24 protein-coding genes, 1 tRNA gene and 1 pseudogene are annotated in these 25,026 nt (G+C 64.1%); 11 read left to right on the top strand and 15 right to left on the bottom strand.

Annotation, left to right across the window (positions count from 1 at the left end; translation table 11 throughout):
• Positions 1-85: 85 nt before the first annotated feature.
• On the bottom strand, positions 86-1,006 hold the full coding sequence (locus RTH46_RS24055; protein WP_153787894.1) for an AraC family transcriptional regulator: 921 nt from the start codon (positions 1,004-1,006) through the stop codon (positions 86-88).
• A 198-nt stretch (positions 1,007-1,204) separates the two neighbouring features.
• Between RTH46_RS24055 and RTH46_RS24050 the strand changes: the two genes are divergently transcribed.
• Positions 1,205-1,498, top strand: a complete 294-nt coding sequence (locus tag RTH46_RS24050; RefSeq protein ID WP_110993751.1) for an antibiotic biosynthesis monooxygenase family protein — start codon at positions 1,205-1,207, stop codon at positions 1,496-1,498.
• A gap of 67 nt (positions 1,499-1,565) precedes the next feature.
• A complete protein-coding gene (locus RTH46_RS24045; protein ID WP_110993798.1) occupies positions 1,566-1,799 on the top strand; it encodes a hypothetical protein in 234 nt (77 codons plus the stop codon).
• Here RTH46_RS24045 and RTH46_RS24040 read toward each other — a convergent pair whose 3' ends face one another.
• On the bottom strand, positions 1,800-2,405 hold the full coding sequence (locus RTH46_RS24040; protein ID WP_153787895.1) for a flavin reductase family protein: 606 nt from the start codon (positions 2,403-2,405) through the stop codon (positions 1,800-1,802).
• Between the two features lie 119 nt (positions 2,406-2,524).
• A complete protein-coding gene (locus RTH46_RS24035; RefSeq protein WP_316906811.1) occupies positions 2,525-2,929 on the bottom strand; it encodes a heme utilization protein in 405 nt (134 codons plus the stop codon).
• 341 nt (positions 2,930-3,270) lie between these two features.
• Between RTH46_RS24035 and RTH46_RS24030 the strand changes: the two genes are divergently transcribed.
• Positions 3,271-4,023, top strand: a complete 753-nt coding sequence (locus tag RTH46_RS24030) for a hypothetical protein (protein WP_316906810.1) — start codon at positions 3,271-3,273, stop codon at positions 4,021-4,023.
• 82 nt (positions 4,024-4,105) lie between these two features.
• Here RTH46_RS24030 and RTH46_RS24025 read toward each other — a convergent pair whose 3' ends face one another.
• The 4 genes from RTH46_RS24025 to bglX all read right to left on the bottom strand — a co-directional run bounded on the left by RTH46_RS24025 (position 4,106) and on the right by bglX (position 11,162).
• The gene (locus RTH46_RS24025) at positions 4,106-5,416 is read right to left on the bottom strand and encodes an MFS transporter (protein WP_153788790.1); all 1,311 of its coding nucleotides are present in this window, start codon (positions 5,414-5,416) and stop codon (positions 4,106-4,108) included.
• Between the two features lie 258 nt (positions 5,417-5,674).
• Positions 5,675-7,009 carry a sigma-54-dependent transcriptional regulator gene (locus RTH46_RS24020; protein WP_153788789.1) on the bottom strand — a complete coding sequence of 445 codons (1,335 nt, stop codon included), beginning with the start codon at positions 7,007-7,009 and terminating at the stop codon, positions 5,675-5,677.
• Positions 7,003-8,760 (bottom strand): ATP-binding protein, encoded by a 1,758-nt coding sequence (locus tag RTH46_RS24015; RefSeq protein WP_153788788.1) that lies wholly within the window; start codon positions 8,758-8,760, stop codon positions 7,003-7,005. Before RTH46_RS24015 ends, RTH46_RS24020 begins: the two co-directional genes overlap by 7 nt.
• Positions 8,761-8,870: 110 nt before the next feature.
• Positions 8,871-11,162 carry a beta-glucosidase BglX gene (gene bglX, locus RTH46_RS24010; protein WP_153788787.1) on the bottom strand — a complete coding sequence of 764 codons (2,292 nt, stop codon included), beginning with the start codon at positions 11,160-11,162 and terminating at the stop codon, positions 8,871-8,873.
• 200 nt (positions 11,163-11,362) lie between these two features.
• Here bglX and RTH46_RS24005 point away from each other — a divergent pair, with 200 nt between their 5' ends.
• From RTH46_RS24005 to RTH46_RS23990, 4 genes and pseudogenes are all read left to right on the top strand, one after another.
• Positions 11,363-11,971: a TPM domain-containing protein gene (locus tag RTH46_RS24005; protein ID WP_153788786.1), complete on the top strand. Its 609-nt coding sequence runs from the start codon at positions 11,363-11,365 to the stop codon at positions 11,969-11,971.
• A gap of 99 nt (positions 11,972-12,070) precedes the next feature.
• On the top strand, positions 12,071-13,291 hold the full coding sequence (locus RTH46_RS24000) for a class I SAM-dependent methyltransferase (protein WP_153788785.1): 1,221 nt from the start codon (positions 12,071-12,073) through the stop codon (positions 13,289-13,291).
• A 162-nt stretch (positions 13,292-13,453) separates the two neighbouring features.
• Positions 13,454-13,732, top strand: a pseudogene (locus RTH46_RS23995) (hypothetical protein).
• A 2-nt stretch (positions 13,733-13,734) separates the two neighbouring features.
• Entirely contained in the window at positions 13,735-14,241 is a 507-nt protein-coding gene (locus tag RTH46_RS23990) for a helix-turn-helix transcriptional regulator (protein WP_279848822.1), read from the top strand.
• A gap of 25 nt (positions 14,242-14,266) precedes the next feature.
• Here RTH46_RS23990 and RTH46_RS23985 read toward each other — a convergent pair whose 3' ends face one another.
• Positions 14,267-15,277 carry a DUF4917 family protein gene (locus RTH46_RS23985; protein WP_316906809.1) on the bottom strand — a complete coding sequence of 337 codons (1,011 nt, stop codon included), beginning with the start codon at positions 15,275-15,277 and terminating at the stop codon, positions 14,267-14,269.
• 164 nt (positions 15,278-15,441) lie between these two features.
• Between RTH46_RS23985 and RTH46_RS23980 the strand changes: the two genes are divergently transcribed.
• Both RTH46_RS23980 and RTH46_RS23975 read left to right on the top strand, forming a co-directional pair.
• Positions 15,442-15,813, top strand: coding sequence for a hypothetical protein (locus RTH46_RS23980; protein WP_279848818.1), 372 nt, complete (start codon positions 15,442-15,444; stop codon positions 15,811-15,813).
• Between the two features lie 14 nt (positions 15,814-15,827).
• Positions 15,828-16,310: a hypothetical protein gene (locus RTH46_RS23975; protein WP_279848816.1), complete on the top strand. Its 483-nt coding sequence runs from the start codon at positions 15,828-15,830 to the stop codon at positions 16,308-16,310.
• A 95-nt stretch (positions 16,311-16,405) separates the two neighbouring features.
• On the opposite strand, the gene RTH46_RS23970 is transcribed toward RTH46_RS23975, so the two are convergent.
• The 6 genes from RTH46_RS23970 to RTH46_RS23945 form a co-directional block, all read right to left on the bottom strand.
• Entirely contained in the window at positions 16,406-18,106 is a 1,701-nt protein-coding gene (locus RTH46_RS23970; RefSeq protein WP_279848815.1) for a SulP family inorganic anion transporter, read from the bottom strand.
• 204 nt (positions 18,107-18,310) lie between these two features.
• Positions 18,311-18,384, bottom strand: a tRNA-Gly gene (locus RTH46_RS23965).
• Between the two features lie 113 nt (positions 18,385-18,497).
• Positions 18,498-19,382 carry an alpha/beta fold hydrolase gene (locus tag RTH46_RS23960; protein ID WP_153788776.1) on the bottom strand — a complete coding sequence of 295 codons (885 nt, stop codon included), beginning with the start codon at positions 19,380-19,382 and terminating at the stop codon, positions 18,498-18,500.
• Positions 19,383-19,828: 446 nt separating this feature from the next.
• A complete protein-coding gene (locus tag RTH46_RS23955; protein WP_316906808.1) occupies positions 19,829-20,521 on the bottom strand; it encodes a 16S rRNA pseudouridine(516) synthase in 693 nt (230 codons plus the stop codon).
• A gap of 31 nt (positions 20,522-20,552) precedes the next feature.
• Entirely contained in the window at positions 20,553-20,780 is a 228-nt protein-coding gene (locus RTH46_RS23950) for a cysteine-rich CWC family protein (RefSeq protein ID WP_316906807.1), read from the bottom strand.
• Positions 20,764-22,263: a diguanylate cyclase gene (locus RTH46_RS23945; protein ID WP_316906806.1), complete on the bottom strand. Its 1,500-nt coding sequence runs from the start codon at positions 22,261-22,263 to the stop codon at positions 20,764-20,766. The genes RTH46_RS23950 and RTH46_RS23945 overlap by 17 nt, the downstream gene beginning before the upstream one ends.
• Before the next feature lie 212 nt (positions 22,264-22,475).
• Here RTH46_RS23945 and RTH46_RS23940 point away from each other — a divergent pair, with 212 nt between their 5' ends.
• Entirely contained in the window at positions 22,476-22,952 is a 477-nt protein-coding gene (locus tag RTH46_RS23940) for a hypothetical protein (protein WP_279848806.1), read from the top strand.
• Positions 22,953-23,012: 60 nt separating this feature from the next.
• Here the strand turns inward: RTH46_RS23940 and RTH46_RS23935 are convergent, their stop codons facing one another.
• On the bottom strand, positions 23,013-24,119 hold the full coding sequence (locus RTH46_RS23935) for an enoyl-CoA hydratase/isomerase family protein (protein ID WP_316906805.1): 1,107 nt from the start codon (positions 24,117-24,119) through the stop codon (positions 23,013-23,015).
• A gap of 128 nt (positions 24,120-24,247) precedes the next feature.
• Between RTH46_RS23935 and ung the strand changes: the two genes are divergently transcribed.
• Positions 24,248-24,940 carry a uracil-DNA glycosylase gene (gene ung, locus RTH46_RS23930; RefSeq protein WP_153788770.1) on the top strand — a complete coding sequence of 231 codons (693 nt, stop codon included), beginning with the start codon at positions 24,248-24,250 and terminating at the stop codon, positions 24,938-24,940.
• The last annotated feature ends 86 nt before the right edge of the window (positions 24,941-25,026 follow it).

Below are 25,026 nucleotides of genomic sequence, written 5' to 3'. Positions count from 1 at the left end.
ACACGACTGTACCGACGCCATCGCGGGGCAAGCCCGCTCCCACGGGCTATAGCGTGGGAGCGGGCTTGCCCCGCGATGCATTCACTCAGCCAGCACTGGCACGCAACCGCGCCACATCTCTGATCGGCGGCGCGCCATACAGCCTGCTGTATTCGCGGCTGAACTGCGACGGGCTCTCATAGCCCACCCGATACCCCGCCACCGCCGCCTCCAGCCCGTCATTGAGCATCAACCGCCGCGCCTCTTGAAGCCGCAGCTGCTTCTGGTACTGCAACGGGCTCATCGACGTCACCGCCTTGAAGCGATGGTGCAGGGTCGAGGTGCTGAGGTTCACTTCGCGCGCCAGGTCCTCGATGCGCAGCGGTTGCTGGTAATGCTGGTTGAGCCAGCTGATCGCCTGGCACACCCGGTGAGTCTGGCTGTTGGACAGGGCGATCTCGTACAGGCGGTGGCCCTGCGGCCCGCGCAGCAGGCGGTAGAGAATCTCGCGTCGGATCAGCGGCGCGAGGATCGGGATATCACGCGGCGTATCCAGCAGGCGGATCAGGCGCAGCAGGGCATCCAGCAGCTGCGGGTCGCTTTTTTCGACGAACAGGCCGCGGCCGGAAGGCAGGTTGGGGACCACCATCGGGCTGCTTTCGGCAATCAGCTGGCTGATCTGCGCCGGGTCGATGTCCAGCCGCAGGCCCAGGGCCGGGTGTTCCGGGCTGGCCTTGAGCAGCGCGCCGCTGATCGGCAGGGTCACCGACACCACCATGTAGTTCAGTGGGTCGTAGGCATAGTGTTCATCGCCCAGGATCAGGGTCTTGCTGCCTTGGGCCAGGACGCACAGGGCCGGCTGGGCCAGGGCGGGCATGCCGCGAATATCTTCGCGGTAGCAGGTGAGGTAGAGGTCTTCGATGGGCGAGGCCGGGCCAAAGGGTTCACCGGCATGGCGCAGGATCAGCCCGGCCAGCTCCTGGCGCTGCTGTTCCAGGGAGGGTTCGAGGGGCGGGGAAGTGGTCATGGCGGGTTTCCTCTGCTGACCGACGCAGCATAGGTTTGGGCAATGCCGGGCGCTAGTCGGATGCTGCAGATCGATTGCCTGATCCTGCAGCGCTGCAGGATCAGGCAATCGGCCGGCAGTAATGGCCTAACGTCGCGCGAGGGGCGGCCCCTAACCTTGGCAGCCTGTTTCTCGCCCCTGGCTTCAAGGAGATCGTTCATGACCCTTCAGCAACCGGTCACCCATTTGGCGTTCATCCGCGCCAGCAACGGTCGTTCCGCGGAACTCGGCGTGCGCCTGCGCGATTTGCTCGAGCCCACGCGGCGCGCGCCGGGTTGCCTGGCGTTCAGTGTGCAACGCTCGCAAGTCGATGCCGACCTGTGGCTGCTCAGCGGCAGCTGGTGCGACCAGCAGGCGATGAGCGGTTATTTCGCTTCGCCGACGCTGAACGTGTTCGGTGAGCTGGTGCAGGCGCAAGTGGTCAGCAGCCTGGACCTGCATACCTTTGCCTGATCGTTCCGGCCCAGGGGCCATGTCAGGTGTACAATGCCGCCCCTCGATCACACAGGCGCAGAGCAGCATGGCACGTAAAGAATTCCCTCACTTCGAAGCGGTTTCGGCGATGGTCCCGGTGGAAGGCGGCGGCTACAACGCGGCGATTGCCGTGAAGGCCCTGAACATGGGCGGTGCGCCGCGCTTCCACAAGGTCCTCGAGGGCCAGGTGTTCACCTCCGCCATCGCCGCCGACGCAGCTGCCTGCGCCGAACTCGAACGCCTGCAGGGCGTGGGTGAGGAAGGCGAACTGATCTTCTGATCAGACCTGCGGGCGGCTCATCTTGAACAGCTCACCCAGCGCGAAGTAGTCCGCCGGGCCGCCGCCACGCAGGATAGGTTCGGCGGCGGCGGTGTCGTAGATGCCGTCCTTGAGCAGGTGTTCGGCAATGTGCACGGCCACCACCTCGCCAAGGATCAGCCAGCTGGGCACTACTTCCTGGTCGGCTCGCTTGAGCTGGACGATCTGGCTCACCTTGCATTCGAAACTCACCGGGCTCTCGCCCACACGTGGCACCTTGACCACGTTCGAAGCCGCTGGCGTAAGGCCGCTGAGGGCGAACTCGTCGACCTCGGCCGCCACCGCGGCGCAGCTCTGGTTCATTTGTTCGGCCAATGGCCGGGTGGCCAGGTTCCAGACGAACTCGCCGGTCTGCTCGATGTTGTTCAGGCTGTCTTTGCGCCCGACGCTGCAGAAACCGATGATCGGTGGGATGTAGTTGAAGGCGTTGAAGAAGCTGTAGGGCGCCAGGTTCAGGCGGCCTTCGCGGTCGTGGCTGGAGATCCAGCCGATGGGCCGGGGGCCGACGATGGCGTTGAACGGGTCGTGGGGCAGGCCGTGGCCTTTGGCGGGTTCGTAGTAGTACATCTGCGCAAGGCCGCGAGGCCACTCCTGGTTGGGGACGAGGCGCCTAGTGTGCCAAGGCTTTGCCTGGCTGAAAATGATCAAGCCCGGCCGAAGCCGGGCTGGTTGCACGCTTTCAGCAATCAGCTGAAGCGGTGGGCGTTGGTGTGGTCGAAGCCGTTTTCGGCGAAGCGTTGGCCGTTGGTGCGGTCGAAGCCGTCTTCAGCGAAGCGTTGGCCGTTGGTGCGGTCGAAGCCGTCTTCGGCGAAGCGYTGGCCGTTGGTGCGGTCGAAGCCGTCTTCGGCGAAGCGTTGGCCGTTGGTGCGGTCGAAGCCGTCTTCGGCGAAGCGTTGGCCATTGGTGCGGTCGAAGCCGTCTTCGGCAAAGCGTTGGCCGTTGGTGCGGTCAGAACCATCTTCTGCGTAGCTGTTCGACTGGCTCTGGATGGCGGCGAAGGTGTGGGCGCTGGTACGGCTGAAACCGTCTTCGGCGAAAGCGCCAGTGGTCAGAACCGAGAGGGTCAGGGCGAGGATCAGTTTGTTTTTCATGGTCGTTGCTCCGGTGGATCAGTGGGTTGTTTGTTTCTATGGGTTCAATGCTACGCCGATTAAGTTGATTAAAAAGCGCAAAAAACAGCGCAAAATAATCGATCATTTCGATTGTTACGGGCGCGCTTGTCCTTGGTCGAAAGCAGTACCTGGCTATATCAGGCCGTGCGATCGGTGCGGCTTTTTCAGTTGGCCAAGCATGGCGGGTGGGAATTAATGCCGAATTAACAGCTCACGAGCATTCGTCGTGCGCGACAAACGCTTTTTTCATGCAACTCCAACCGTTTTTTCAGACAACGCTCTTCACCATCGCCGCACTTAACACCTGGAGCGGCACAACGATGAACAAACTCCCGCAAATCACCCTGGCCTTCTGGGTCATGAAGATCTGCGCAACCACACTTGGCGAGACGGCGGGCGACCTGCTGTCCATGACCCTGAATATCGGTTATGCGATGAGCTCGCTGCTGTTGATCAGCGTGTTTCTGCTGACCCTGGTCACCCAGCTCTACTCGCGCCGCTACAACCCGATGCTCTATTGGCTGGTGATCCTTTCCACCAGTACTGCCGGCACCACCATGTCCGACTTCATGGACCGCACCCTGGGGCTGGGTTATGCAACAGGCTCGGCGCTGCTGATCGGCATCCTGCTGCTGACCTTCGCCGTGTGGCGCATGAGCGGCAACCCGCTGGATGTCACCCGTATCAAGAACCGCAGCGGTGAGCTGTTCTATTGGGTGGCGATCCTGTTCTCCAACACCCTCGGCACTGCGCTGGGCGACTACCTGGCCGACGATTCGGGGCTGGGCTTCGCCGGCGGTGCGCTGCTGATCGGCTCGGCAATCGCCGTGGTGGCGGCTGCCCGCTACTGGACGAAGATCTCCGGCGTGGTGCTGTTCTGGATCGCCTTCGTGCTCACTCGCCCATTCGGTGCGACCCTGGGCGACGTGCTGACCAAGCCCCACGAGAAAGGCGGCCTGGACTTCGGTACCGTGGGTTCGTCGATGGTGCTGGGCGGGGGGCTGCTGGTGCTGGTGCTGGCGGCCACCTACTACCAGCGTCGTGAGCCGCAGCGGGCGATGGAGATGTCCTGAGTGACGCGTTATTCGGCTCACAGCCAATAAAAAGGGGCGCCCCGTCAGCCGGAGCGCCCCTTGTTCATTGCCGTGCAGCCGATCAGTCAGTGGTGATCCGCGAATGCTGCTTGGTGTCCTTCATGGTCGCGTAGACCAGCAGCGAGCAGGCGATGCAGCCGGTGACGTACCAGTAGAAGCCGGTTTCCATGCCGATGCTCTTGAACCACAGGGCCACGTACTCGGCAGTACCGCCGAAGATCGATACGGTCAGCGCGTACGGCAGGCCGACGCCCAGGGCGCGGATTTCGGTGGGGAACAGCTCGGCTTTGACCACGGCGTTGATCGAGGTGTAGCCGCTGACGATGATCAGCGCGGCCATGATCAGGAAGAACGCGCCCCACCAGGTCTGGATGGTGTGCAGGGTGCTGAGGATCGGTACGGTGAACAGGGTGCCGAGCACGCCGAAGGCGATCAGGATCGGGCGACGGCCGATCTTGTCGGACAGCCCGCCGATGATCGGCTGCAGGCACATGAACAGGAACAGCGTGGCCGCCGAGATGGTGGTCGAGTCGCTGATGCTCATGCCCACGGTGTTGACCAGGTACTTCTGCATGTAGGTGGTGTAGGTGTAGAAGGCCAGGGTGCCGCCCATGGTCAGGCCGACCACGGTCAGCAGTTCCTTGGGGTGGCGCATCAGGGTGCGCATCAGGCTCTCTTTGGACTTTTCCTTCTTGGTGAAGGAGGCGGTCTCTTCCATGCCACGGCGCAGGTACAGGGCAACCACTGCGCACAGGGCGCCGATCACGAAGGGTACACGCCAGCCCCAGGCATACAGCTCTTCGGTGGTCAGTGTGTTCTGCAGGATGATCAGCACCGCCAGGGCGATGAGCTGGCCGGAAATCAGGGTCACGTACTGGAAGCTGGAGAAGAAGCCACGGCGTTCCTTGCTGGCCATCTCGCTGAGGTAGGTGGCCGAGGTGCCGTATTCACCGCCTACCGACAGGCCTTGCATCAGGCGCGCGACCACCAGCAGGACCGGTGCGGCAACGCCGATGGTCTCGTAGCCGGGGGTGAGGGCAATGACCAGGGAGCCGGCGCACATCAGCAGCACCGAAGCCATCAGCGCGGCCTTGCGGCCTTTGCGGTCGGCGTAGATGCCCATCAGCCAGCCGCCGATCGGGCGCATCAGGAAGCCCACGGCGAAGATCGCGGCGGTGTTGAGCAGTTGTGCGGTGGTGTCGCCGGCCGGGAAGAAGGCCTTGGCGAAGTACAGGGAAAATGCAGCGTAGACGTACCAGTCGTACCATTCGACCATGTTGCCGATGGAACCACTGAAGATCGACTTGAGGCGGCTGGCGGTGGTTTTCTCCGCGGCGGCCGCTCCGGCGGGCAGAGTGCTGGCGTTATCCATCAGGGATACCTTCTCGTTGTTTTTGTGGAGCGCGCTTGGGGCGCAGCTTGAGAAGGGTTTTGCAGGAGCTGTGCCAAATGGGGGCGGGGTGATCCATTTGAGGGCATCGCGGGGCAAGCCCGCTCCCACGCAGGCCATGTATCACCTGCGTTATAGCGATCACTGTGGGAGCGGGCTTGCCCCGCGATGGGGTCGCAACCAACCCATCGCATGAGCGGTTTTTCGCTCATTTAGTCGAATCGATAAGCGGAAATCCGCTCATTCGCTACCGAGAAAATCCTCACGCACCAGCCCATGCCGCTGCATCTTCTCGTTCAGCGTACGCCGTGGCAGCTGCAACGCCTCCATCACCCCCTTGATCTCGCCCTTGTGCTGGCGCAGCGCCGCACGCAGGCATTGGGCTTCGAAGGCCTCCATCTGCTCACCCAGCGACTGCCCGCCTGGCAGGCTCTCAAGGTTCGGCGAATCCAGCCCCAGGGCATGACGCTCGGCCGCATTGGCCAGCTCACGCACATTGCCCGGCCAGTCGTGGGCCAGCAGTTGCGCCAAGCGTCCTCCACTGACCGGTGGGGCTTGGCGGCCCAGGCGTTCGGCAGCCGTGCGGGCGAAGTGTTCGAACAGCAGCGGGATGTCTTCGCGCCGCTCGCGCAGCGGTGCCAGGCGCAGTTCGGCCACGTTGAGGCGGTACGCCAGGTCTTCGCGAAAGCGCCCGGCACGGGCCTCTTCAAGCAGGTCGGGCTTGGTCGCGGCAATGATGCGCAAGTCGACGGCGATGCTCTGGTTGGCCCCCAGGCGCTCAAGCTTCTGTTCCTGGATCACCCGCAGCAGCTTGGCCTGCTGGGCCAACGGCATGCTTTCGATTTCGTCGAGGAACACGGTGCCACCGTTGGCGTATTCCAGCTTGCCGATGCGTTTGCCCTGGGCGCCGGTGAACGCGCCGCTCTCATGGCCGAACAGCTCGGCCTCGAACAGGGTTTCGGGGATCGCCGCGCAATTGAGCGCGACGAAGGGCTTGTCTGCGCGCGGGCCGAAATCGTGCAGGCAGCGCGCCACTCGCTCCTTGCCGCTGCCGGTCTCGCCACGGATCAGCACGTTCACCGGCAGGCTGGCCAGGTCCAGCACCTGCCGGCGCAACTGTTGCAGCCCCTGGGACATGCCGAGCAGGCTGGTTTCGAGCTGCGCCTTGAGGTCGGCCTGCTCATGCAGGCGACGGTTCTCCAGGACCAGCCGGCGTTTTTCCAGGGCACGGCCGAGGCTGCCCAGCAGGTGCTGCGGGGTGAAGGGTTTTTCCAGGAAGTCGTAGGCGCCGTTGCGCATCGCCTCCACCGCCATCGGCACATCACCATGGCCGGTGAGCAGGATCACCGGCAGGTCGGGGTCATCCTGTTGCAGCCGTTCCAGCAGTTGCATGCCGGAGAGCCCGGGCATGCGCACGTCGCTGAGGATCACCCCGGGGAAATTGCGCGGCAGCTGCGCCAGGCAATCCTCGCCACGGGCGAACAGTTGCACGCTGAAGCCCGACAGGCTCAGCCACTGTTCCACGGCGGTGCGGATACTGGCTTCGTCATCGACGACGATCACTGAATTCAACATACCGGCTCCAGGTCGCGGGGTAGCGTCAGGCTGAAACGCGCGCCGCCCGGCAGGTTTTCGACCTGCAGGCAGCCGCCGGCATCGACCACGATGCCGTAGGAAATCGCCAGGCCCAGGCCCAGCCCTTCACCCACAGGCTTGGTGGTGAAGAATGGGTCGAACACCTTGGCCAGGTCGGCCGGCTCGATACCGCCACCGGAGTCGAGCACGCTCAGGCGCCACTGGCCATCGTCGAGTTCGATGCGGATCTCCAGGCGTTTGTAGCGCTTGTCGGCCATGGCGTCGAGGGCGTTGCGCAGCAGGTTGATCAGCACCTGCTCCAGGCGGATCGCATCGCCGCGGACCCAGGCCGGGCGGGCCAGGTACAGCGCCACGTCGACCGCTTCGGCGTGGATGCGCGCCTCGAGCAGGTGCAGCGCCTGGTCGACCACCGTGGCCAGGTCCAGGCGCTCGCGCAGGCCGCCGGGGCTGTTGCGGGCGAAGGTCTTCAGGTGGCCGGTGAGCGCGGCCATGCGCGTGAGCATCTGCTCAAGCGGTTCGAGGGCCTGGCGCGCCTGATCGTAACGGCCATGGTCGAGCAGCAGGCGCAGGGTTTCCAGCTGCATGCGCTGGGTGGTCAGCGGCTGGTTGATTTCGTGGGCCAGGGCGGCGGACATCTGCCCCAGCGCCGCCAGCTTGGCCGATTGCACCAGGCCTTCCTGGGCGGTGCGCAGTTCGCGGGTACGCTCCTCGACCTGGCGCTTGAGCTCTTCGCGGCTGCGCTGGCGCAGGCGGGCCAGGCGCAGGCGCTGGCTGACGAACAGCGCGGCGAACACCAGGGTCAGCCAGATCGCGGCAGCGGCCAGGGCGGCGTTGCGGCCATCCTCGGCGACCTGCGGCTTGCGCAGCAGGTGCAGGGTCCAGCCTTCGGCTTCCAGCGGCAGGCTTTCCCACAGGTATTCGGCGGCGCCGTCGGGGCCCTGTACGCGGGTCAGGTGGCTGTTGTCGGCAAAGCGGGTCAGGGCCTGGTGCTGCAGGGGCACCAGCGGCTGCTTGTCGTACTGGCGGGTTTCAGCCAGTTCGGCGCGATCGGCGCCGCTCAGCGGTTGCAGTTCGCGGTAGCGCCAGCCGTCCTGGTTGGCGATGAAGGTGATGCCACGGGCGTCGCTGACCAGCAGGATATCGCTGCCCTGGCGCCACTCGCGTTCAAGTTCGGGGAACTCCAGCTTGACCACCATGGCGCCGAGGAAGCGGCCATGTTCGTCGTTGACCGCGCTGGCCAGGAAATAGCCCGGCACGCCGCTGGTCACGCCGACCGCGTAGAAGCGGCCGCTGCCCTGGCTGCGGGTCTGTTTGAAATAGGGGCGAAAGCCGTAGTTGGAGCCGACATAGGTGGTCGGCAGGCGCCAGTTGCTGGCCGCGATGGCCAGGCCGGTACGGTCGAGCAGTTCCAGGGTGGAGGAATTGGCGGCGCCGTTGATGCGCTCGAGCTTGTGGTTCAGGGCATTTTGCACCGAGTCGGTAACCGGGCCGCGCAGGGCGTCGATCAGCTCCGGGTCCAGCGCCAGTACCGCAGGCAGGGCGCGGTAACGCTCGATCAGGGTGTGCAGGTTGTTGGCGTACAGGCCCAGCTGTTGGCTGGCCCGCTGCGCGTCGGCCCGCATGGCCTCGCGCTTGGCCTGGTGCATGGCCCAGCCGGCGCTGAGGCCGGTGCCGACCAGGATCAGCAGGATGATCAGCCCCAGACGCAGGGCGCGGAAGGAAGAGGGCATGGGGCGGATCCGGGATTTCGGTTGTTCGTGTCGCCCTGATCGCGGGGCAAGCCCGCTCCCACGCGGTCATCGTGGGAGCGGGCTTGCCCCGCGATCAGGGCGAACCTGGCTTACAGCAGCTCGAAGCTCTGCTGCTGCACCGCCTGCGAGTCCAGGCCGATCTGTACATTGAACTGACCCGGCTCGGCCACGCGCTGCAGCTGGCCATTGTAGAACTTCAGGTCTTCTTCACTGATGTCGAAGGTCACGGTACGTGCTTCGCCGGCCTTGAGCATCAGTTTCTGGAAGTTCTTCAGTTCTTTCACCGGGCGGCTCATCGACGCGCTCTGGTCCTGCAGGTACAGCTGCACCACGGTCTCGCCGTCACGTTTGCCTGTGTTCTTCACCGTGATCTTGGCCTTGAGGGTTTCGCCGCGCTTGAGTTCGGTGCGTGAGAGGGTCAGGTCCGTCAGGTCGAAGCTGGTGTAGCTCAGGCCGTAGCCGAACGGGTACAGCGGGCCGTTGGGCTCCTCGAAGTACTGCGAGGTGTAGTTGCCCGGCTTGCCAGGAGTGAACGGACGGCCGATGCGCAGGTGGTTGTAGTACATCGGGATCTGCCCGACCGAGCGCGGGAAGGTGATGGCCAGGCGGCCCGACGGGTTGTAGTCGCCGAACAGCACGTCGGCGATGGCGTTGCCGCCTTCGGTACCGCTGAACCAGGTTTCCAGCAGGGCATCGGCCTGTTCACGTTCCCAGGCGATCGACAGTGGGCGGCCGTTCATCAGCACCAGCACCAGTGGTTTGCCGGTGGCCTTGAGGGCCTTGATCAGGTCGCGCTGCACCGCCGGGATTTCCAGGGTGGTGCGGCTCGACGATTCGTGGGACATGCCACGGGACTCACCGACCACGGCCACCACCACGTCGGCCTGCTGGGCGGCCTTGACCGCTTCGTCGATCAGCACGGCGGCTGGGCGCAGGTCGTTGACGATTTCCGGGGCATCGAAGTTGAGGAAGTTGAGATAGTCGAACATGGCCTTGTCGCCGGTCACGTTCGAGCCTTTGGCGTAGACCAGCTTGGCCTTGCCCTCGACGGCGCGGCGCAGGCCTTCGCGCACGGTGACCGAGTGCTGTGGCTTACCGTCGGCGGCCCAGCTGCCCATCATGTCGATGGGGGCGTCGGCCAGTGGGCCGACCAGGGCGATGGTGCCGGCCTTCTTCAGCGGCAGGGTCTGCTCGCGGTTCTCCAGCAGCACCAGGCTGCGGCGTGCCACGTCGCGGGCGGCGTCGCGGTGCAGGCGGTTCTCGGCGTAGTAGTCGGCAAGGTCGGTTTCAGGTTTGCCCATGCGCACGTACGGGTCCTTGAACAGGCCCATGTCGTATTTGGCGCCCAGCACTTCGCGCACCGCCTGGTTCAGTTCGCCCTGGGTCACTTCGCCGGACTTGAGCAGGCCTGGCAGTTCTTCGCCGTACAGGGTGTCGTTCATGCTCATGTCGATGCCGGCCTTGATCGCCAGCTTGGCCGCTTCGCGACCGTCGCGGGCCACGCCATGGCGGATCAGCTCCTGGATGGCGCCATGGTCGCTGATGGTCACGCCCTTGAAGCCCCACTCCTTGCGCAGCAGGTCGTTCATCAGCCAGGTGTTGGAGGTGGCCGGCACGCCGTTGATCGAGTTCAGCGCCACCATGACGCCACCCGCGCCAGCGTCCAGCGCGGCGCGGTAGGGCGGCAGGTATTCGTTGTACATCTTCGGCAGGCTCATATCGACTGTGTTGTAGTCGCGCCCGCCTTCCACCGCGCCGTACAGGGCGAAGTGCTTGACGATGGCCATGATGCTGTCGGGTTCGGCCGGGCTCTTGCCCTGGAACGACTTGACCATCACCTGGCCGATCCGCGAGGTGAGGTAGGTGTCTTCGCCGAAGCCTTCACTGGTGCGGCCCCAGCGCGGGTCGCGGGCGATGTCGACCATCGGCGCGAAGGTCATGTCCAGCGAGTCGGCGGCGGCCTCGATGGCCGAGGTACGGCCGACCTTGGCGATGGCATCCATGTCCCAGGTCGCGGCCAGTCCCAGGCCGATCGGGAAGATGGTGCGCTCGCCATGGATGGTGTCGTAGGCGAAGAACATCGGGATCTTCAGGCGGCTGCGCATGGCGGCGTCCTGCATCGGCCGGTTCTCGGGGGCGGTGCGCGAGTTGAAGGTGCCGCCGATGCGCCCGGCGGCAATCTCTTCGCGGATCTTCTCGTGGGGCATTTCGGGGCCAATGCTGATCAGGCGCAGCTGGCCGATCTTTTCGGCCTCGGTCATCTGGCTGACCAGATGGTCGATGAATGCCTGCTTGTCTTGCAGGGGCGGGGCGGAGGGGGCGGCAAGGGCCGCCTGACTGGCAAGGCCCATGGCCAGGCCCAGCAAAGACAGTTTCATCATCAATTCCGTTGTTGAGTAGGGCGGTTGGCCGAGAGGTTTCGTACGCCTGTTGTTATGCGGTCCGCTGGCGATTTTATGGATCATTCGTCCATGATCCGACGCAGCCGCGGATTATGCCTTATATGGAGCGCTTGTTGAGATACACTCTCGCCACCCCGATGCCGGGATAACAATGATAAGAACGCTCAAGAGACGATGGCATGACCGAATACGAACAGCGCCAGATCGCCGAGGCGATCGCACGCGTCGAGCGGCGCACCGACGCGGAGCTGGTGACCGTGCTGGCGCGCCGCGCCGACGACTACCCCTATCTACCCCTGCTCTGGGCAGCGCTGCTGGCGCTGGTCATACCGTTGCTGCTGCACCGCTGGCAGGGCGGGATCGGCCTCAACGGCCTGTTGCTGGCGCAGATGCTCACCTTTGTTGCCTTGTGTCTGTTGCTGCGCCATCCACGCCTGGCCGCCTGGGTGGTGCCGGCGATACTGCGTCGGCGACGGGCTTCCGGGCTTGCCCGGCAGCAGTTTCTCGAACTCAACCTGCAGCGCACCGCCGGGGCTACCGGGGTGCTGATTTTTGTCAGCGAGGCCGAGCGGCATGTCGAGATCCTGGTCGATGAAGGGATCGCCCGGCACCTGCCGCCTCAGGCCCGCGAAGCGATCGTCGCGCGGTTCACCGAGCAGGTCTGCCAGGGCCGTACCTTGCAAGGTTTCGTGGAATGCATCGAGGCGTGCGGCGAACTGCTCAGCGAGCATGTACCGCCTACCCACGCGCGCAACGAGTTGCCCAATCGCCTGGTGATCCTCGATTGAGCCGCGCCCATCGCGAAAACCTTCGCGATGGGCGGCCAGCGACGTAGAATGCGCGGCATTGCGCAACGCGCTCCCCGCATTCCGAGGCACCCGCTCCCCATGTCGTCGACTACTTCCGCCCCCATCGCGCCGGATGCGCGCGCCCAGTTCCTGAGCCTGCTGGCCGACGCCCTGGCCGATGGCAGCCTGGCCAAACTGGTGCTGGCCCGCCACGTGGGGGCCGACCAGACCCTGCAGCGGATCATCGCCAAACCGGTGCAGCTCAAGGGTGAGGCCTGCCTGCAACTGGTCTACCGCCACCAGACCCGCGACATTACCCGCAACCTGCCATTGGGCCAGGCGCAGGCACTGGTGGCCGAACTGCTGCCGGAGAGCTTTCGCAACGCTCACCTGTTCACCGGTGCGGGTGAAGTGCAACTGGAGTTCAGCAAGAAGGGCAAGCCGATGCTGCGCCGCCACCTGGCCCAGCAGGCACCCCGTGAAGCGGCGGCAGGTGGGCATGACCGTGAGAAGAAGCGTTATCTGGAACTGTCGCGCCCCTTCCTGCGCGATCTTGGGGTGACCGACGCGCAAGGCGCGTTGATCCCGTCGATGTCGCGCAAGTGGAAGCAGATCAACAAGTTCATCGAGGTCTTCGACCACGCCCTGGCCAGCGCGCCGGTGGCGGCCGATCAGGCCTTGCGGGTGGCCGACTTCGGCTCGGGCAAGGGCTACCTGACGTTCGCCATGCACGACTACCTGCGCAACACCCTCGGGCGTGAGGCACAGGTCACTGGCGTCGAGCTGCGCCCGGATATGGTCGAGCTGTGCAACGCCGCTGCCGCGCGCCTTGAGCACCCGGGGTTGGTGTTCGAGTGCGGTGACGTGCGCAGCGTGGTGCCGGAGGCCATCGAGGTGATGATTGCCCTGCATGCCTGCGACATCGCCACCGACTACGCCATCCACACCGGCATCCGCTGCAACGCGGCGATCATCATGTGCTCGCCGTGCTGCCACAAGCAGATCCGCCCGCAACTGCACAGCCCAGGGCTGCTGCAGCCGATGCTGCAGTACGGCCTGCACCTTGGGCAGCAGGCCGAGATGCTCACCGATAGCCTGCGTGCGCTGTACCTCGAGGCCTGCGGCTACGAGACCAAGGTCTTCGAGTTCATCTCGCTGGAGCACACCAACAAGAACAAGATGATTCTTGCGGTGAAGCGCAAACAGCCCGTAGAGGCGGGGGCGCTGCTGGAGAAGATTGCGCAGCTCAAGGCGTTCTATGGGGTGCAGGAGCATTGCCTGGAGACGTTGTTGCGTGGGGATGGGTTGATCGCCAGGTAAGCACAACGTGTTGAGCGCCATTCCCCAAAGTATGTAAGACGCCTCCCAAGCGCGTTTGGCGGCCGATATTGGTGTCGTGAGGTCTGTAGTGTGGTGGTCATTCATGCTCATTGGTTGTCATTTGACAACCAATGATTGAGTGCCCACACTGGAGAACATTCGATGCCGCGCCCCAGTCACGCCAAGAAAGAGGTCGAGCAGGCCTTGAGGCACGCTGAGTACCATGGATGGAGAGTCGTTGCGGGTGGAGGGCACTGTTAGGGAAAGATGTATTGCCCCTTCAACGATGCTGATTGTCGATGCGGCGAGCTTTGCGTCACCAGCATCTGGAGCACCCCGAAGAACCCAGGCAATTTCGCGCGTCAGCTAAGGCGCGTGGTGGACAATTGCACTGGAGCCCGTAATACCGATACCGCAGTGAAGGCGGGTGAGGAGCAGTGACTATGGAATTCGAGTTCACCCTCAAGTACCAACTGGTCGAAGACGAAGATATGGACGCGCTCCTCGAGCGCCTGGCCGAAGCTGGTTGCGACGACGCCTTGGTCGGCATTGGCTTGCCCGGTCGCCTGTCGCTGGAGTTTGTACGGGAGTCGCCCAGTGCAGAGGAGGCAATCGAGAGCGCGCTCAGGGATGTTCGCAGCGCAGTGCCTGGTGCACGACTGATAGAGGCGACGCCCGACCTTGTCGGGCTTACCGATGTGGCAGAGATCGTCGGCGTGTCGCGCCAGAACATGCGCAAGTTGATGCTGGCGCATATGCACAGCTTCCCAACGCCCATGCATGAAGGCAGTACGTCGCTCTGGCATCTCGCCGATGTGCTGGCCTGGCTGCAGGCGAGGGGCAGCTACGACATAGGCCAGCAGACGCTGGACCTGGCTCGGGTCGCGATGACCGTCAATGTATCAAGCGCTCATGCACGGATCTTCAAGGGTTCGATGGCTTTGGCTTAATGAAGGCATGCCGTTGGCGGCACCCTCAGCGGCGTCCTGTCGGCACCTCGATCGCCAACTCTCCCAGCCCCAGGGGATGCGTACTCGCATCGAAGAAATGCAGCGCAGTCCCCGCCAGATCACCGAATCTCTCGATGAAGTGCTGCTTCTGATTGAGCACCGACGCCTCGCTCAATGGCCGGATGGCAATCAAAAGATGCACCGGCCGCGCCTGGCGAATGGCGTCGAGCAGGTGTTGGTCGCTGCTGTCCAGATGCTGGCCGAACAGGCATAGCCCTTCGTGCTCATTTGCCAGTTGGCCCAGACACCATGACAGGTAATCCGAGTTGCGGATCGCGCGCAGTTTCTCCTCGCTACGGTACTCGTTGACGAACAACGGCACCTCGCCGGGAATGTTCACGGCAAAACCGTCCAGCAACTCGGCGCATTCGGCACTGCGCTGGCGGCTGGAGCCGTCCGGCAGTTTGAGCAGGTGCAGGCCGCCATGCAGGTGCATCACTCGGGTGCCTTCGCTGCGGGTGCGGCGCACGTCGAAGAAGCCCTGCTCGTCGAACAGCGTGGCAAATCCCTGTGGAGCATGCTGCACGGCCCACGGCAGGACCAGGTCGTAGTTGCTGGTGTAGACGCTGCGAAAGCCACGCAAGGCCTGGTTGATCGAGGCCAGGGTAGCCGCCGGCATCAGTGCCCACGGCAGGTGTACAGTGCGCACAGCGTGAATCAGCGCTTCCTTGATCGAGTAGTAGCGGTTCAGCGGCGCGGTGGAGTTGATGGCCAGCGCGGCGTTGGCGCGGACGGTGTGGTTGAGGGTGCTCAGCAGCGGTTCGAACAGCTCTGTGCCGAGCGACTTGAACAGCGCCTGGTCACTGACCGCCAGGCCTTTCTTGCGGCCGGCGCGCTGGGCCTCTTCGTACAACGAGAAGTAGCCGAACGGTTTCCACAACGCCCGGCTGGCACCGTTGCCCAGCAACAGGGCGGTGCAAGGGTGGCGCTGGTTGAGGTCGGCCCAGGCGGGCAAGTGGGCGTCGAGTGCGGGCATGGGCGGTCCGTTGGGCGTGGCTCAAAACGCGGCGACTTTAGCATGTCGGGCCAACTGTGCGACGCTCGCCGCTCAGGGAGGCCCCGATGGCGTACAGCAACCGTTGATGGCAGAGTGCCTGGCCCCTGCGCGCCCGCGCAGGCGACCCAACACAAGGAACTAGTGTGAAATTCAGCAATCTGGCCGTGTTTGCCGGCAGTCTCTTCCTGGCCTCGGGTGCCCATGCCCAGGACATTTCCACGCTGTATCAGGTTTATGAGCAGAAGGGCTATTCCACGCTGAGCATGGAGGAGCTGAACCAGTCTGTGCAGATCACTGCGGTGGCACTGGGTGTCTCGACCAACCTCAAGGGCGCGCCGATCCTTGCTGCCGGTGACGATGAGGGCTACGAACTGGCCCGCCTCAACGGTGCCGATGAGGCTCAGCAGGCGTTGATGAAGGCGATGCGCCCTGGCCAGAAATTCGACGCGCAGTGCGTGTTGCAGTTCACCTCTGGCAGTGACTTCATGGCGTTCGAGCAATGCACGTTCAACTAAACAAGGATGGTTTCATGAAAGGATCGCTTCGCTTCATCACGCTGGTCGGCAGCCTGACTGCGTTCAACGCCATGGCCGCCGATTCGGCCCAGGTTGCCTTGTTCACGGCGCTGGCGCAGTGCCAGGCCAATGCGCAACAGGTGGAGGCGTTCAATCAGCTGGCGGATAGCGGCCAATTGACCTTCACCAAGGACGAAGCCCACAGCCCGTGGGGTGGTGCTGCCTGGCAGGTCACGCCGGCGTTGAGCATCAATGGCGTGTCGTCCGCCACCCTGGTGATGACCGACCGCTACAGCTTCTACCTGCAGACCAGCAGCAGCGCGCCGCTGGCCGATGCGGCCAAGCTCGCCAGCGCCCTGAAACTGAAGAAGACGCTCGATACCGACGGCTACGTCGACTATCAGCGAGTGCTCGACAGCAAGGGCACTTTGCGGGTGGTTTCGACCGAAGACAAGACGCGTGATCTTTACGTCGGTTGCAGCTATCCGCAGGCCTGAGGCCGCTGTGCAATAGCAGGCCCAGGTTTTCCGGGACCGAGGGGCTTGCTTGGGGCTACAGCATCCGCGTCGTGCAATGCTGTAGCCCATGTCTCTTAACGGTCCGCTGGCGCTTGCCGATTCCTGTTGCGCCATACCCGATAAGCCCTGATCCCTGCTCGCACCGAGCCAAACAGCAATTTGTCCTCCATTTCCCGCGCCATCCCCGAGCGCACCAGCATGCGCAGGAAGGTGCCGCGTGCGCGGGCGATGGCGAAGTGGATGCCCTGGGCGGTGAGGGTGTCGCGCACCTCGCGCAGGGCGGCGATGCCACTGACGTCGATACTGGTCACGGCTTCTGCGTCGAACAGCACCGCCTGGGGTTTGTCCACGCCCTGCACGGCTTCCAGCAGGCGCATCTTGAAGTAGTCGGCGTTGAAGAACAGGATCGCGTCGTCGAAGCGATACACCACCAGGCCCGGCACGGTGCGGGCGTCCTTGTGCTGGCGCACGTCCACCTGCCCCTCGACACCCGGCAGCCAGCCGAGGACCGCGTCGGTCGGCTGGTAGATGCTGTAGAGCAGGCGCAGGATGGCCAGGGTCACGGCAAACACGATGCCCGGCAGCACGCCCAGCCCCAGCACGCCGACCGTGGTCAGCAGGCACAGCCAGAATTCGAAGCGGCTGAGCTTGCGGATGGTCTTCAGCGACTTGATGTCGATCAGCCCCCAGCCGGCCATCAACAGCACCGCGCCCAACGCCGCCTGCGGGATCCACGCCATGGGCGCGGTGAAGAACAGCAGGATCAGGGCGATCACCAGGGCGGCGATGATGCCCACCAGCTGGCTCTTGCCGCCGACCATGTCGTTGACCGCGGTGCGCGAGTCGGCGCCGCTGATCGCGAAGCCCTGGGAAATACCGGCGGCCAGGTTGCTCACCCCGAGGGCGACGAATTCATGGTTGGCGTTGATTGCATAGCCATGTCGGGCGGCAAAACTGCGGGCGGTGAGCATGGCGCTGCAGAAGCTGATGGTGGCGATACCCAAGGCGTCGCGCAGCAGGCTCTTGGTTTCTGCGAGGTTGCTTTGTGGCCAGGCCAGTTCCGGGATGCCCGCCGGTACTGGGCCAAGAATCGCCACCCCGTAATGGTCCAGGCCGAGCAGCCCGGCCAGGGCGGTGAACACGACCACAGTCACCAGCGCCGCCGGCAGGCGCGGGTAGCGGCGGGGCAGCCAGATCAGCAATGCCAGCCCGGCCAGGCCGATCGCCAGGGTCAACCAGTGAATTTCTCCCAGGCGCTGAACGAAGTTGATCAGGCTGAGGATGAACCCGTCGCCCTCGATCTTGAAGCCCACGACTTTGGACAGTTGCCCGGCGAGCAGGCTGAGGCCGATGCCGTTCAGGTAGCCGATCAGGATCGGCCGCGAGAAAAAACTGGCGATGAAGCCGGCGCGCGCCACTCCGGCGCCTATCAGCATCACGCCCACCAGCACGGTGACGATCACTGACAGCTCGGCGATGCGCTGCGGGTCGCCCATGGCCAGTGGCGCCACAGCGCCGCCGATCATCGCGCAAGTGGCGGCATCGGGCCCGACCATCAGTTGCCGCGAACTGCCGATCAGGGCGTAGACCATCATCGGCAACACGCAGGCGTACAAGCCGTACTGGGGCGGCAAGCCAACGATCTGGGCATAAGCGATGGCGATGGGGATCTGGATCGCGGCCACCGACAGGCCCGCCTGCAGGTCGGCGTGGAACCACTCGCGGCGGTAGTGCAGCAGGTTGGCCAGGCCCGGTAGCCAGCGGGAGAGAAACATGCGCAATCCTTTGGAAATGTTTCAGAGAGCTTAGGTGCTTTTGCGTGCTGGGAAGCACCGGGCATTGAAGCCAATCGGGCACGGGATGGCCATGGGCCAGATCAAGGAATGGTGCGCAAATGAAGGCGGCAGAAACGAAAAAAGGAGCCAAGGCTCCTTTTGACAGCGATGACGTCATTGGAACGTCATGCGGAGAATGCGATGTGGAGCGGGTAGAGGGAATCGAACCCTCAACTAAAGCTTGGGAAGCTTTCGTTTTGCCACTAAACTATACCCGCGTCGGCGCCCGACTTTTTACCATAACCCCCTGCCAATTAATAGCCCAATGTCATAAAAGGCTGTCGGCAGCCTGCTGCCTGCGGATGGGCCAGGCAAGCAGGTGCCGTTGCGCTTAGATGGCCAGTGCATGCTGCCCCTGCGTGTGGGTGTAGCGTTGACGGGACTCACGCACGGTCGGCTTGAGGAAACCGAGCATGACCGAGCGGGTGTCCTCGCAGGCGCTCTTGTGCTCCATGTCGAGGAAGTGGCCGGCTTCGCGGATCACGCTGAAGTGGCTTTGCCCCACATGTTTGCTGAACTGCCGCGCATCTTCGACGGTGGTGTACTCGTCACGGTCGCCGTTGATGAACAGCACCGGGATGTCGATGTTGCGCGCGGCCTTCAGCGCCCGCTCCAGGTCGTGATCGAGCACCTGGTTGATGTGGAAATGCATCTGCGCGTACTCGTGGCTGTCCAGGCTGCTGACATGCCGGTAGTTGAAGCGCTTGAACAGCGACGGCAGGTATTTGCCGATGGTGTCGTTGACCAGGTTGCCCACCTGGTAGCGGTCGCAGGCGGCCAGGAACTGGCAACCGCGCTCCAGGTAGTCGCGCATCGGTTCGTTGATCACCGGCGAGAACGAACTGACGATGGCCTTCTTCACCAACCGCGGCTGGTGCGCCAGCGCCAGCAGGGCGCAGGCACCGCCCCAGGAGAACGACATCACGTGGTCGGCACGGAAGTGCTCGATCAGCTCAAGGAGGATATGCGCCTCGGTCTCCTTGGTGATCAGCCGCTCCTGGCGGTTGTGGGGCTTGGACTTGCCGGCATACGGCTGGTCGTACAGCACCACGTTGAATTGCGGGTGCAGGTTGCGCACTGTCTGGGCAAAGGACGCCGTCGTGGCCAATGAGCCATTGATCAGGATGATGGTCTTTTCGGCGCCTTCTGCGCGATGGAACTCCGTGTAAACCCGGTACTGACCTTGGATATCAAGTACAGCAATTTCTGGCCTCATGTCATCGACTCCTGGCGCAAAAAAGGGTATCGCGTCACCTGTTGGTCTGTGTGGCTGGTTCGTGAACTCGCGTTCGAATCAACCGCGCAGGCCGTTAGGGTGCACGTGCTTTATGACAGGTAGGCATTTGCCTGGAAGAAAACCGGTAGGCCCTTGTGTCGATCCCTGACGCGTGTGTCGACGGTATTGTTGTAGCGGGCGATTTACCGTGCCCCAAGGTGTCGAGACCCTGGGTGGCCGGCAAAAAGGTGTCTTGGACTGCGTTTGTGACCGGTAAGTCACAGGCGGACCGACAAGTTGGCAGTCAAGCAGCGGACTACTGATCGCGCAAGTGCGTTTCGGGGGATATTTTGCAAGAAACCGCTGGGCGGTCGGTGTAGTGGAAAAGTGCCAGGGCTACCCAATCGTTTGCGCGAAAAATGCCTGCGCAGAGCCTTCGCAGCCTCTCAGAAGCAGGCGATTTCTGCGGTCGAAAGATCCCTGTACTGGCCCGGCGCCAAGGCCGGATCCAGCTCGATCATCCCCATGCTTTCCCGGTGCAGCCCCAGCACTTTGTTCTGGAAGTGGCCGAACATGCGCTTGACCTGGTGGTAGCGGCCTTCGACGATTGCCAGCCGCGCTTCGCGGGGGCCGAGAATATCCAGCTGCGCAGGCGCGGTGGTGAGGTCTTCGAAGGCGAAATAGAAGCCTTGGCGAAACTTCTCGACGTAGTGGGCGCCGATCTCGTCCTCGGTCCGTACGTGGTAAACCTTGGGCAGCTTGGTTTGTGGCTGGGTCAGGCGGCGCGACCACTGGCCGTCGTTGGTCAGGATCAGCAGGCCGGTGGTGTTGTAGTCCAGGCGCCCGGCAATGTGCAGGTCGTCGCGCCATGCGGGCGGCAGCAGGTCGAGCACGGTGCGGTGCTGCGGGTCGCTGGTGGCACTGACACAGCCCATGGGCTTGTGCAGCATCAGGTAGCGCGCCGGGCGGCCGGCCTGCAGCAATTGCTCGTCCAATTCGACACGGCTGAACTCGCGTACCTCGTGCAGCGGGTCTGCGGTGATCACGCCATCTACACGCACACGCCGCTGCACCAGCAGCAGGCGTACTTGCTGGCGGTTGAAGCAGGGCAGGTTGGCAAGGAAACGGTCGAGGCGCATGGCGGCAGGTCGCGGCAGAACGGCACGCAGTCTAGCGGATCGCGGTCGATTGCGCCGCCTTGAGTTGCTTGTCCACTTTCGCGCACTGCGGGCACAGGCAGGCCTGGTTGCGCAGTTCGGCAGGCAGGGCCTGGATGATGGCCGGGTCGATGCTCACCGCGAAGCACCAGCAACCTTGGGTGGCGCTGGCCGGGTTGGCCAGGCCGCACTGGTTGGCGGCGCCGCAGGCAGGGCAGTGATGGTCACGGGTCAAGGTCATGGTCGGGTCCGGGCATCTGGCTGCAGACGCGGTTGCGTCCGCCTTGTTTGGCACGATAAAGCGCGTGGTCGGCGCGGCTCAGCAGGCTGTGCAGGGTGTCGTCGTGCTGCAGGCCGGCGAGGCCGATGCTGACGGTCAGGCGCAGCGGTTGGTCGGCATAGCTGAAGATCAGTTGCTCGGTGCGCCGGCGGATCTTCTCGGCCACTTCGACGGCCTGGCGCCCTTCGGTTTCGCGCAGCAGCACGATGAACTCTTCGCCGCCCCAGCGGCAGAGTATATCGGACTGGCGCAAGCTGCCCTGCAGCACGTTGGCGAACTGGCGCAGCACTTCGTCGCCGGCCAAGTGGCCGTGGGTGTCGTTGAGTGCCTTGAAGTGGTCGAGGTCGATCAACAGGGCGACCAGTGGTGCACTGATGCGCTGCGCCTCGACCAGCGCCTGGCCGGCCAGCAGGTCGAAGCTGCGCCGGTTGGGCAGGCCGGTGAGGCTGTCGAGAGTGGCCAGGGCCTCGGCGTTTTCCTGATGGCGCTTGATCATGGCATTGAGCAGCGACAGCACCACCAGGGTGATCATGGCGCAGATCGCCAGGTTCAGGTACAGCGACTGGCGGATGCGGTCCAGGGCACTGGTCTCGCGCTTGTCCACCAGCAGGTACCAGTCCAGTTCTGGCAGCGGGCGCACGTTCAGGAAGTGGCTGTGGCCGTCGTTGTCGTAATACTCGTGGCTGCCGGCGGCAGGGGTCGGCATGCGCGCCAGCAGGTCCTGCCACTGGCTGCTGTCACTCAGTTGCTGCCCTGCGCGAAGGCCGTGGGGGCCGCCGTCGGAACCGGTCAGCAGTACTTTGCCCTGGGCATCGGTGAACAGCACCGAGCGATGGTAGCGGCGCTGGTAGTCATCGATCAGGCGCACCACCGACTCGACGCTCAACCCCACGCCCACGGCACCGATGAAGCGCTGCTGGTAGTCGAGCACGCGGTAGTTGATGAATACCGTGAGCTTGTCCTGGTTGGCCATATCCACGTCGACGTTGATCTCGTAGGGCACGCTGGCCTGGCGCAGGCGGAAGTACCAGGCGTCGCGCCAGGCGTCGGCCTTGACCTGTTTGAGTACACCTTTGGCCTGGTAATAGGTGCGGCTGCGTTCGGCGACCAGGAAACTGGTGAAGGTGCCCTGGCTGCCCATCACCTCGCCCAGGTAGCGGGTGATGCGGGTGGGGTCCTGTTCGCCGCCCAGCAGCCAGTCCCGCACGAAGGTGTCCTGCGCCATCATCGACGAGATCAGCACCGGGCGGATCAGGTCTTTCTGGATTTCCGAATAGACGGTGTCGGAGGTCAGCGGCAGTTCGGTGTTGACGATGCCGTCGCGGATTGCCCCGCGTGAGGCGTAGTAGCTCAGCAGTGAGGTGGAGAGGAAGCCGCAGCCCAGCAACAGCAGCAGGGTGAAGATCAGCGAGCGTTGCGAGAACAGGGCGGAAGGCGAGGGCATGATCGTCCCATGATGTGTGCCGGTGGCGACATTCTAGTGAGATGACCGAAAAATGACTGCATGTTTTTCAGGGTTATACGGGATGTTTCAATTTGTTGCAGAAATGGCACTGAACCACGGCCGGACTGTCTTATGCAGTGTCGATCAACGCATCGTCGTCGACGCTCGCCAGCGCCGCTGTGTCGGGCACCCCTGCGGTCCAGGAGGCCGCCATGTACCCACGAATTCTGATCATTGTCCTGCTCGGACTGCTGACTTCTGCCTGCGCCCCCTACTACGAGAGCGACGGCTATTACCGCAGTGACTACTACACCAGCGATCGCTATGTATACCCCGGCTATTACCGCCAGGACCGCTACTATGTAGCTCCGCAACCGCGCTACTACTACCAGGGCGCGCCGCGTTACTACCAGCCGGCACCGCGCTACTACCGGCCGGCACCGGTGCCGCAGTACCGGCCTTATCCGGCACCCGGCATGCAGCCCAGTTGGCACGGCAACCCGCGCAACGACTATGGCAACCGCCAGCGTTATGACTATGGGCGGGACCGGGATCGGCAGGACTACCGCAACGACAACCGCAACGACAACCGTGGCGGGCGAGGGGATCGCTGGCATTCCAATGGGCAAGGCAACCGAGATCGTGGCCCGGACGGCGGGCGGGGTGGGGATCGCAACTGGCAGCGTTGAGGACCAATGGGCATTCACAGGGCAAGTCGGCGTGCCGTACCGACTTGCCCTGTGCTGCTTCTACGCCAGATCAGCCAGCGGGTGGCGCCCCTCCCAGGCCTTGCTGAAATGCGCCGCCACCACCGCTGCGGGCACCTGCGCCACGTCCGGCCAGTGCCAGTGCGGCGTGTTGTCCTTGTCCAGCAATCTGGCCCGTACCCCTTCGCTGAACTCGGGGTGACGGCAGCAGTTCAGGCTCAGGGTGTATTCCATCTGGAACACCTGCGCCAGCGACAGGTGACGGGCCCGGCGGATCTGCTCCCACACCAGGTGCGCGGTCAGCGGGCAGCCCTCGTGCAGGCGCTGGCCTGCCGCGGCCAGCAGAGGGTCGCCATGCCGGACCAGGCCGGCCAGCGCACGCCAGGCCGCTACCGGGTCGGCCACATCGAGTACTTCGTCGATCACTGCCCGGCGTGCCAGCCACTGGCCCTCGGGCAGTTCGGCGCACGCCCGGTGCTGTTCGGCCTTGAGCAGGCTGTTGAGCTGCAGGTCGGTCTGTTCCTGCCAGTTCAGTTGCAGCAGCTCCTCCACCAGTGCTTCTTGTTGATGTTCGCCAAGAAAACGGTCGGCCAGGCCCAGGTCCAGGGCGTCACGGGCATTGATCGGCGCGCCGGTGAGGCCGAGGAACAGGCCGAGCTTGCCGGGCAGGCGGGAAAGGAACCAGCTGGCGCCAACGTCCGGATACAGGCCGATGCTGATCTCGGGCATGGCCAGGCGGCTGCTGGGGGTGACGATACGCACCGCCGCGCCCTGCAGCAGCCCCATGCCACCCCCGAGCACATGGCCATGGCCCCAGCACAGCAAGGGCTTGGGGTAGGTGTGCAGGCGGTGGTCGAGGCGGTATTCGCTGGCGAAGAAGGTGGCGGCCAGCGGCGGTATGCTGCCGGGATGCTCGCGGCAAGCTTGTACCAGTGCACGTACGTCGCCCCCGGCGCAGAAGGCTTTGGGCCCATTGCCGCGCAGCAGTACGCAGACGATGCCGGGGTCCTGGGCCCAGGCGTGCAGGCGCTCGTCGAGCACCTCGATCATCGGCAGGGTCAGCGCATTGAGCGCCTTGGGTGCATCCAGGCTGGCGATGCCGATGCGGGCGCCATCGGCGCCGGTGAGTACCTCGCATTGAATGGACATGGACTACCTCGCGCAAGTCATCCCACCAGTATGGCCCGAGCTGCTGAAGCTGCCGGTCGTCGGTCGGATCGATTGACAAGCCGGCGCGGCTTTCCTAGTGTCGCGCCACTTTGCTTCTGGATGGCCCCATGACCGACGACGACCGCATCAAACTCGAACCCAGCTGGAAGGCCGCGTTGCGCGCCGAGTTCGACCAGCCCTACATGCATCAGCTGCGTGAGTTCCTGCAGGGTGAATACGCCGCCGGCAAGGAGATCTACCCGCCGGGGCCGCTGATCTTCAATGCGTTGAACTCAACGCCGCTGGAGCAAGTGAAAGTGGTGATCCTCGGCCAGGACCCGTACCACGGCCCAGGCCAGGCCCATGGCCTGTGCTTCTCGGTGCAGCCGGGCGTGCCGACGCCGCCGTCGCTGGTCAACATCTACAAGGAGCTGCAACGCGACCTCAACCTGCCGATCCCCAACCACGGCTACTTGCAGAGCTGGGCCGAGCAGGGGGTGCTGCTGCTCAACACCACCATGACCGTGGAGCGGGCCAATGCCGCCTCGCATGCCAAGAAGGGCTGGGAGTTCTTCACCGATCGGATCATCCAGGTGGTCAGCGAGCAGTGCCCGAACGTGGTGTTCCTGCTGTGGGGCGCGCATGCCCAGAGCAAGCAGAAGCTGATCGACGCCAGCAAGCACCTGGTACTCAAGTCGGTGCACCCGTCGCCGTTGTCGGCCTATCGCGGGTTCTTCGGCTGCGGGCATTTCAGCCGGGCCAACGGCTTCCTCGAGCAGCGCGGGATGGCGCCGATCAACTGGGCGTTGCCGCCGCTCTGAGCAGGACCCCATCGCGGGGCAAGCCCGCTCCCACGGAAGTTGTGGGAGCGGGCTTGCCCCGCGATGGCCAAACGAACTCTCGCCGT

This window comes from Pseudomonas sp. zfem004, from assembly GCF_032621715.1.
In the GTDB taxonomy this organism is placed as follows: domain Bacteria; phylum Pseudomonadota; class Gammaproteobacteria; order Pseudomonadales; family Pseudomonadaceae; genus Aquipseudomonas; species Aquipseudomonas sichuanensis.
The sequence above is the reverse complement of the archived record's forward strand: the minus strand, read 5'-3'. Positions and strand labels throughout refer to the sequence as shown.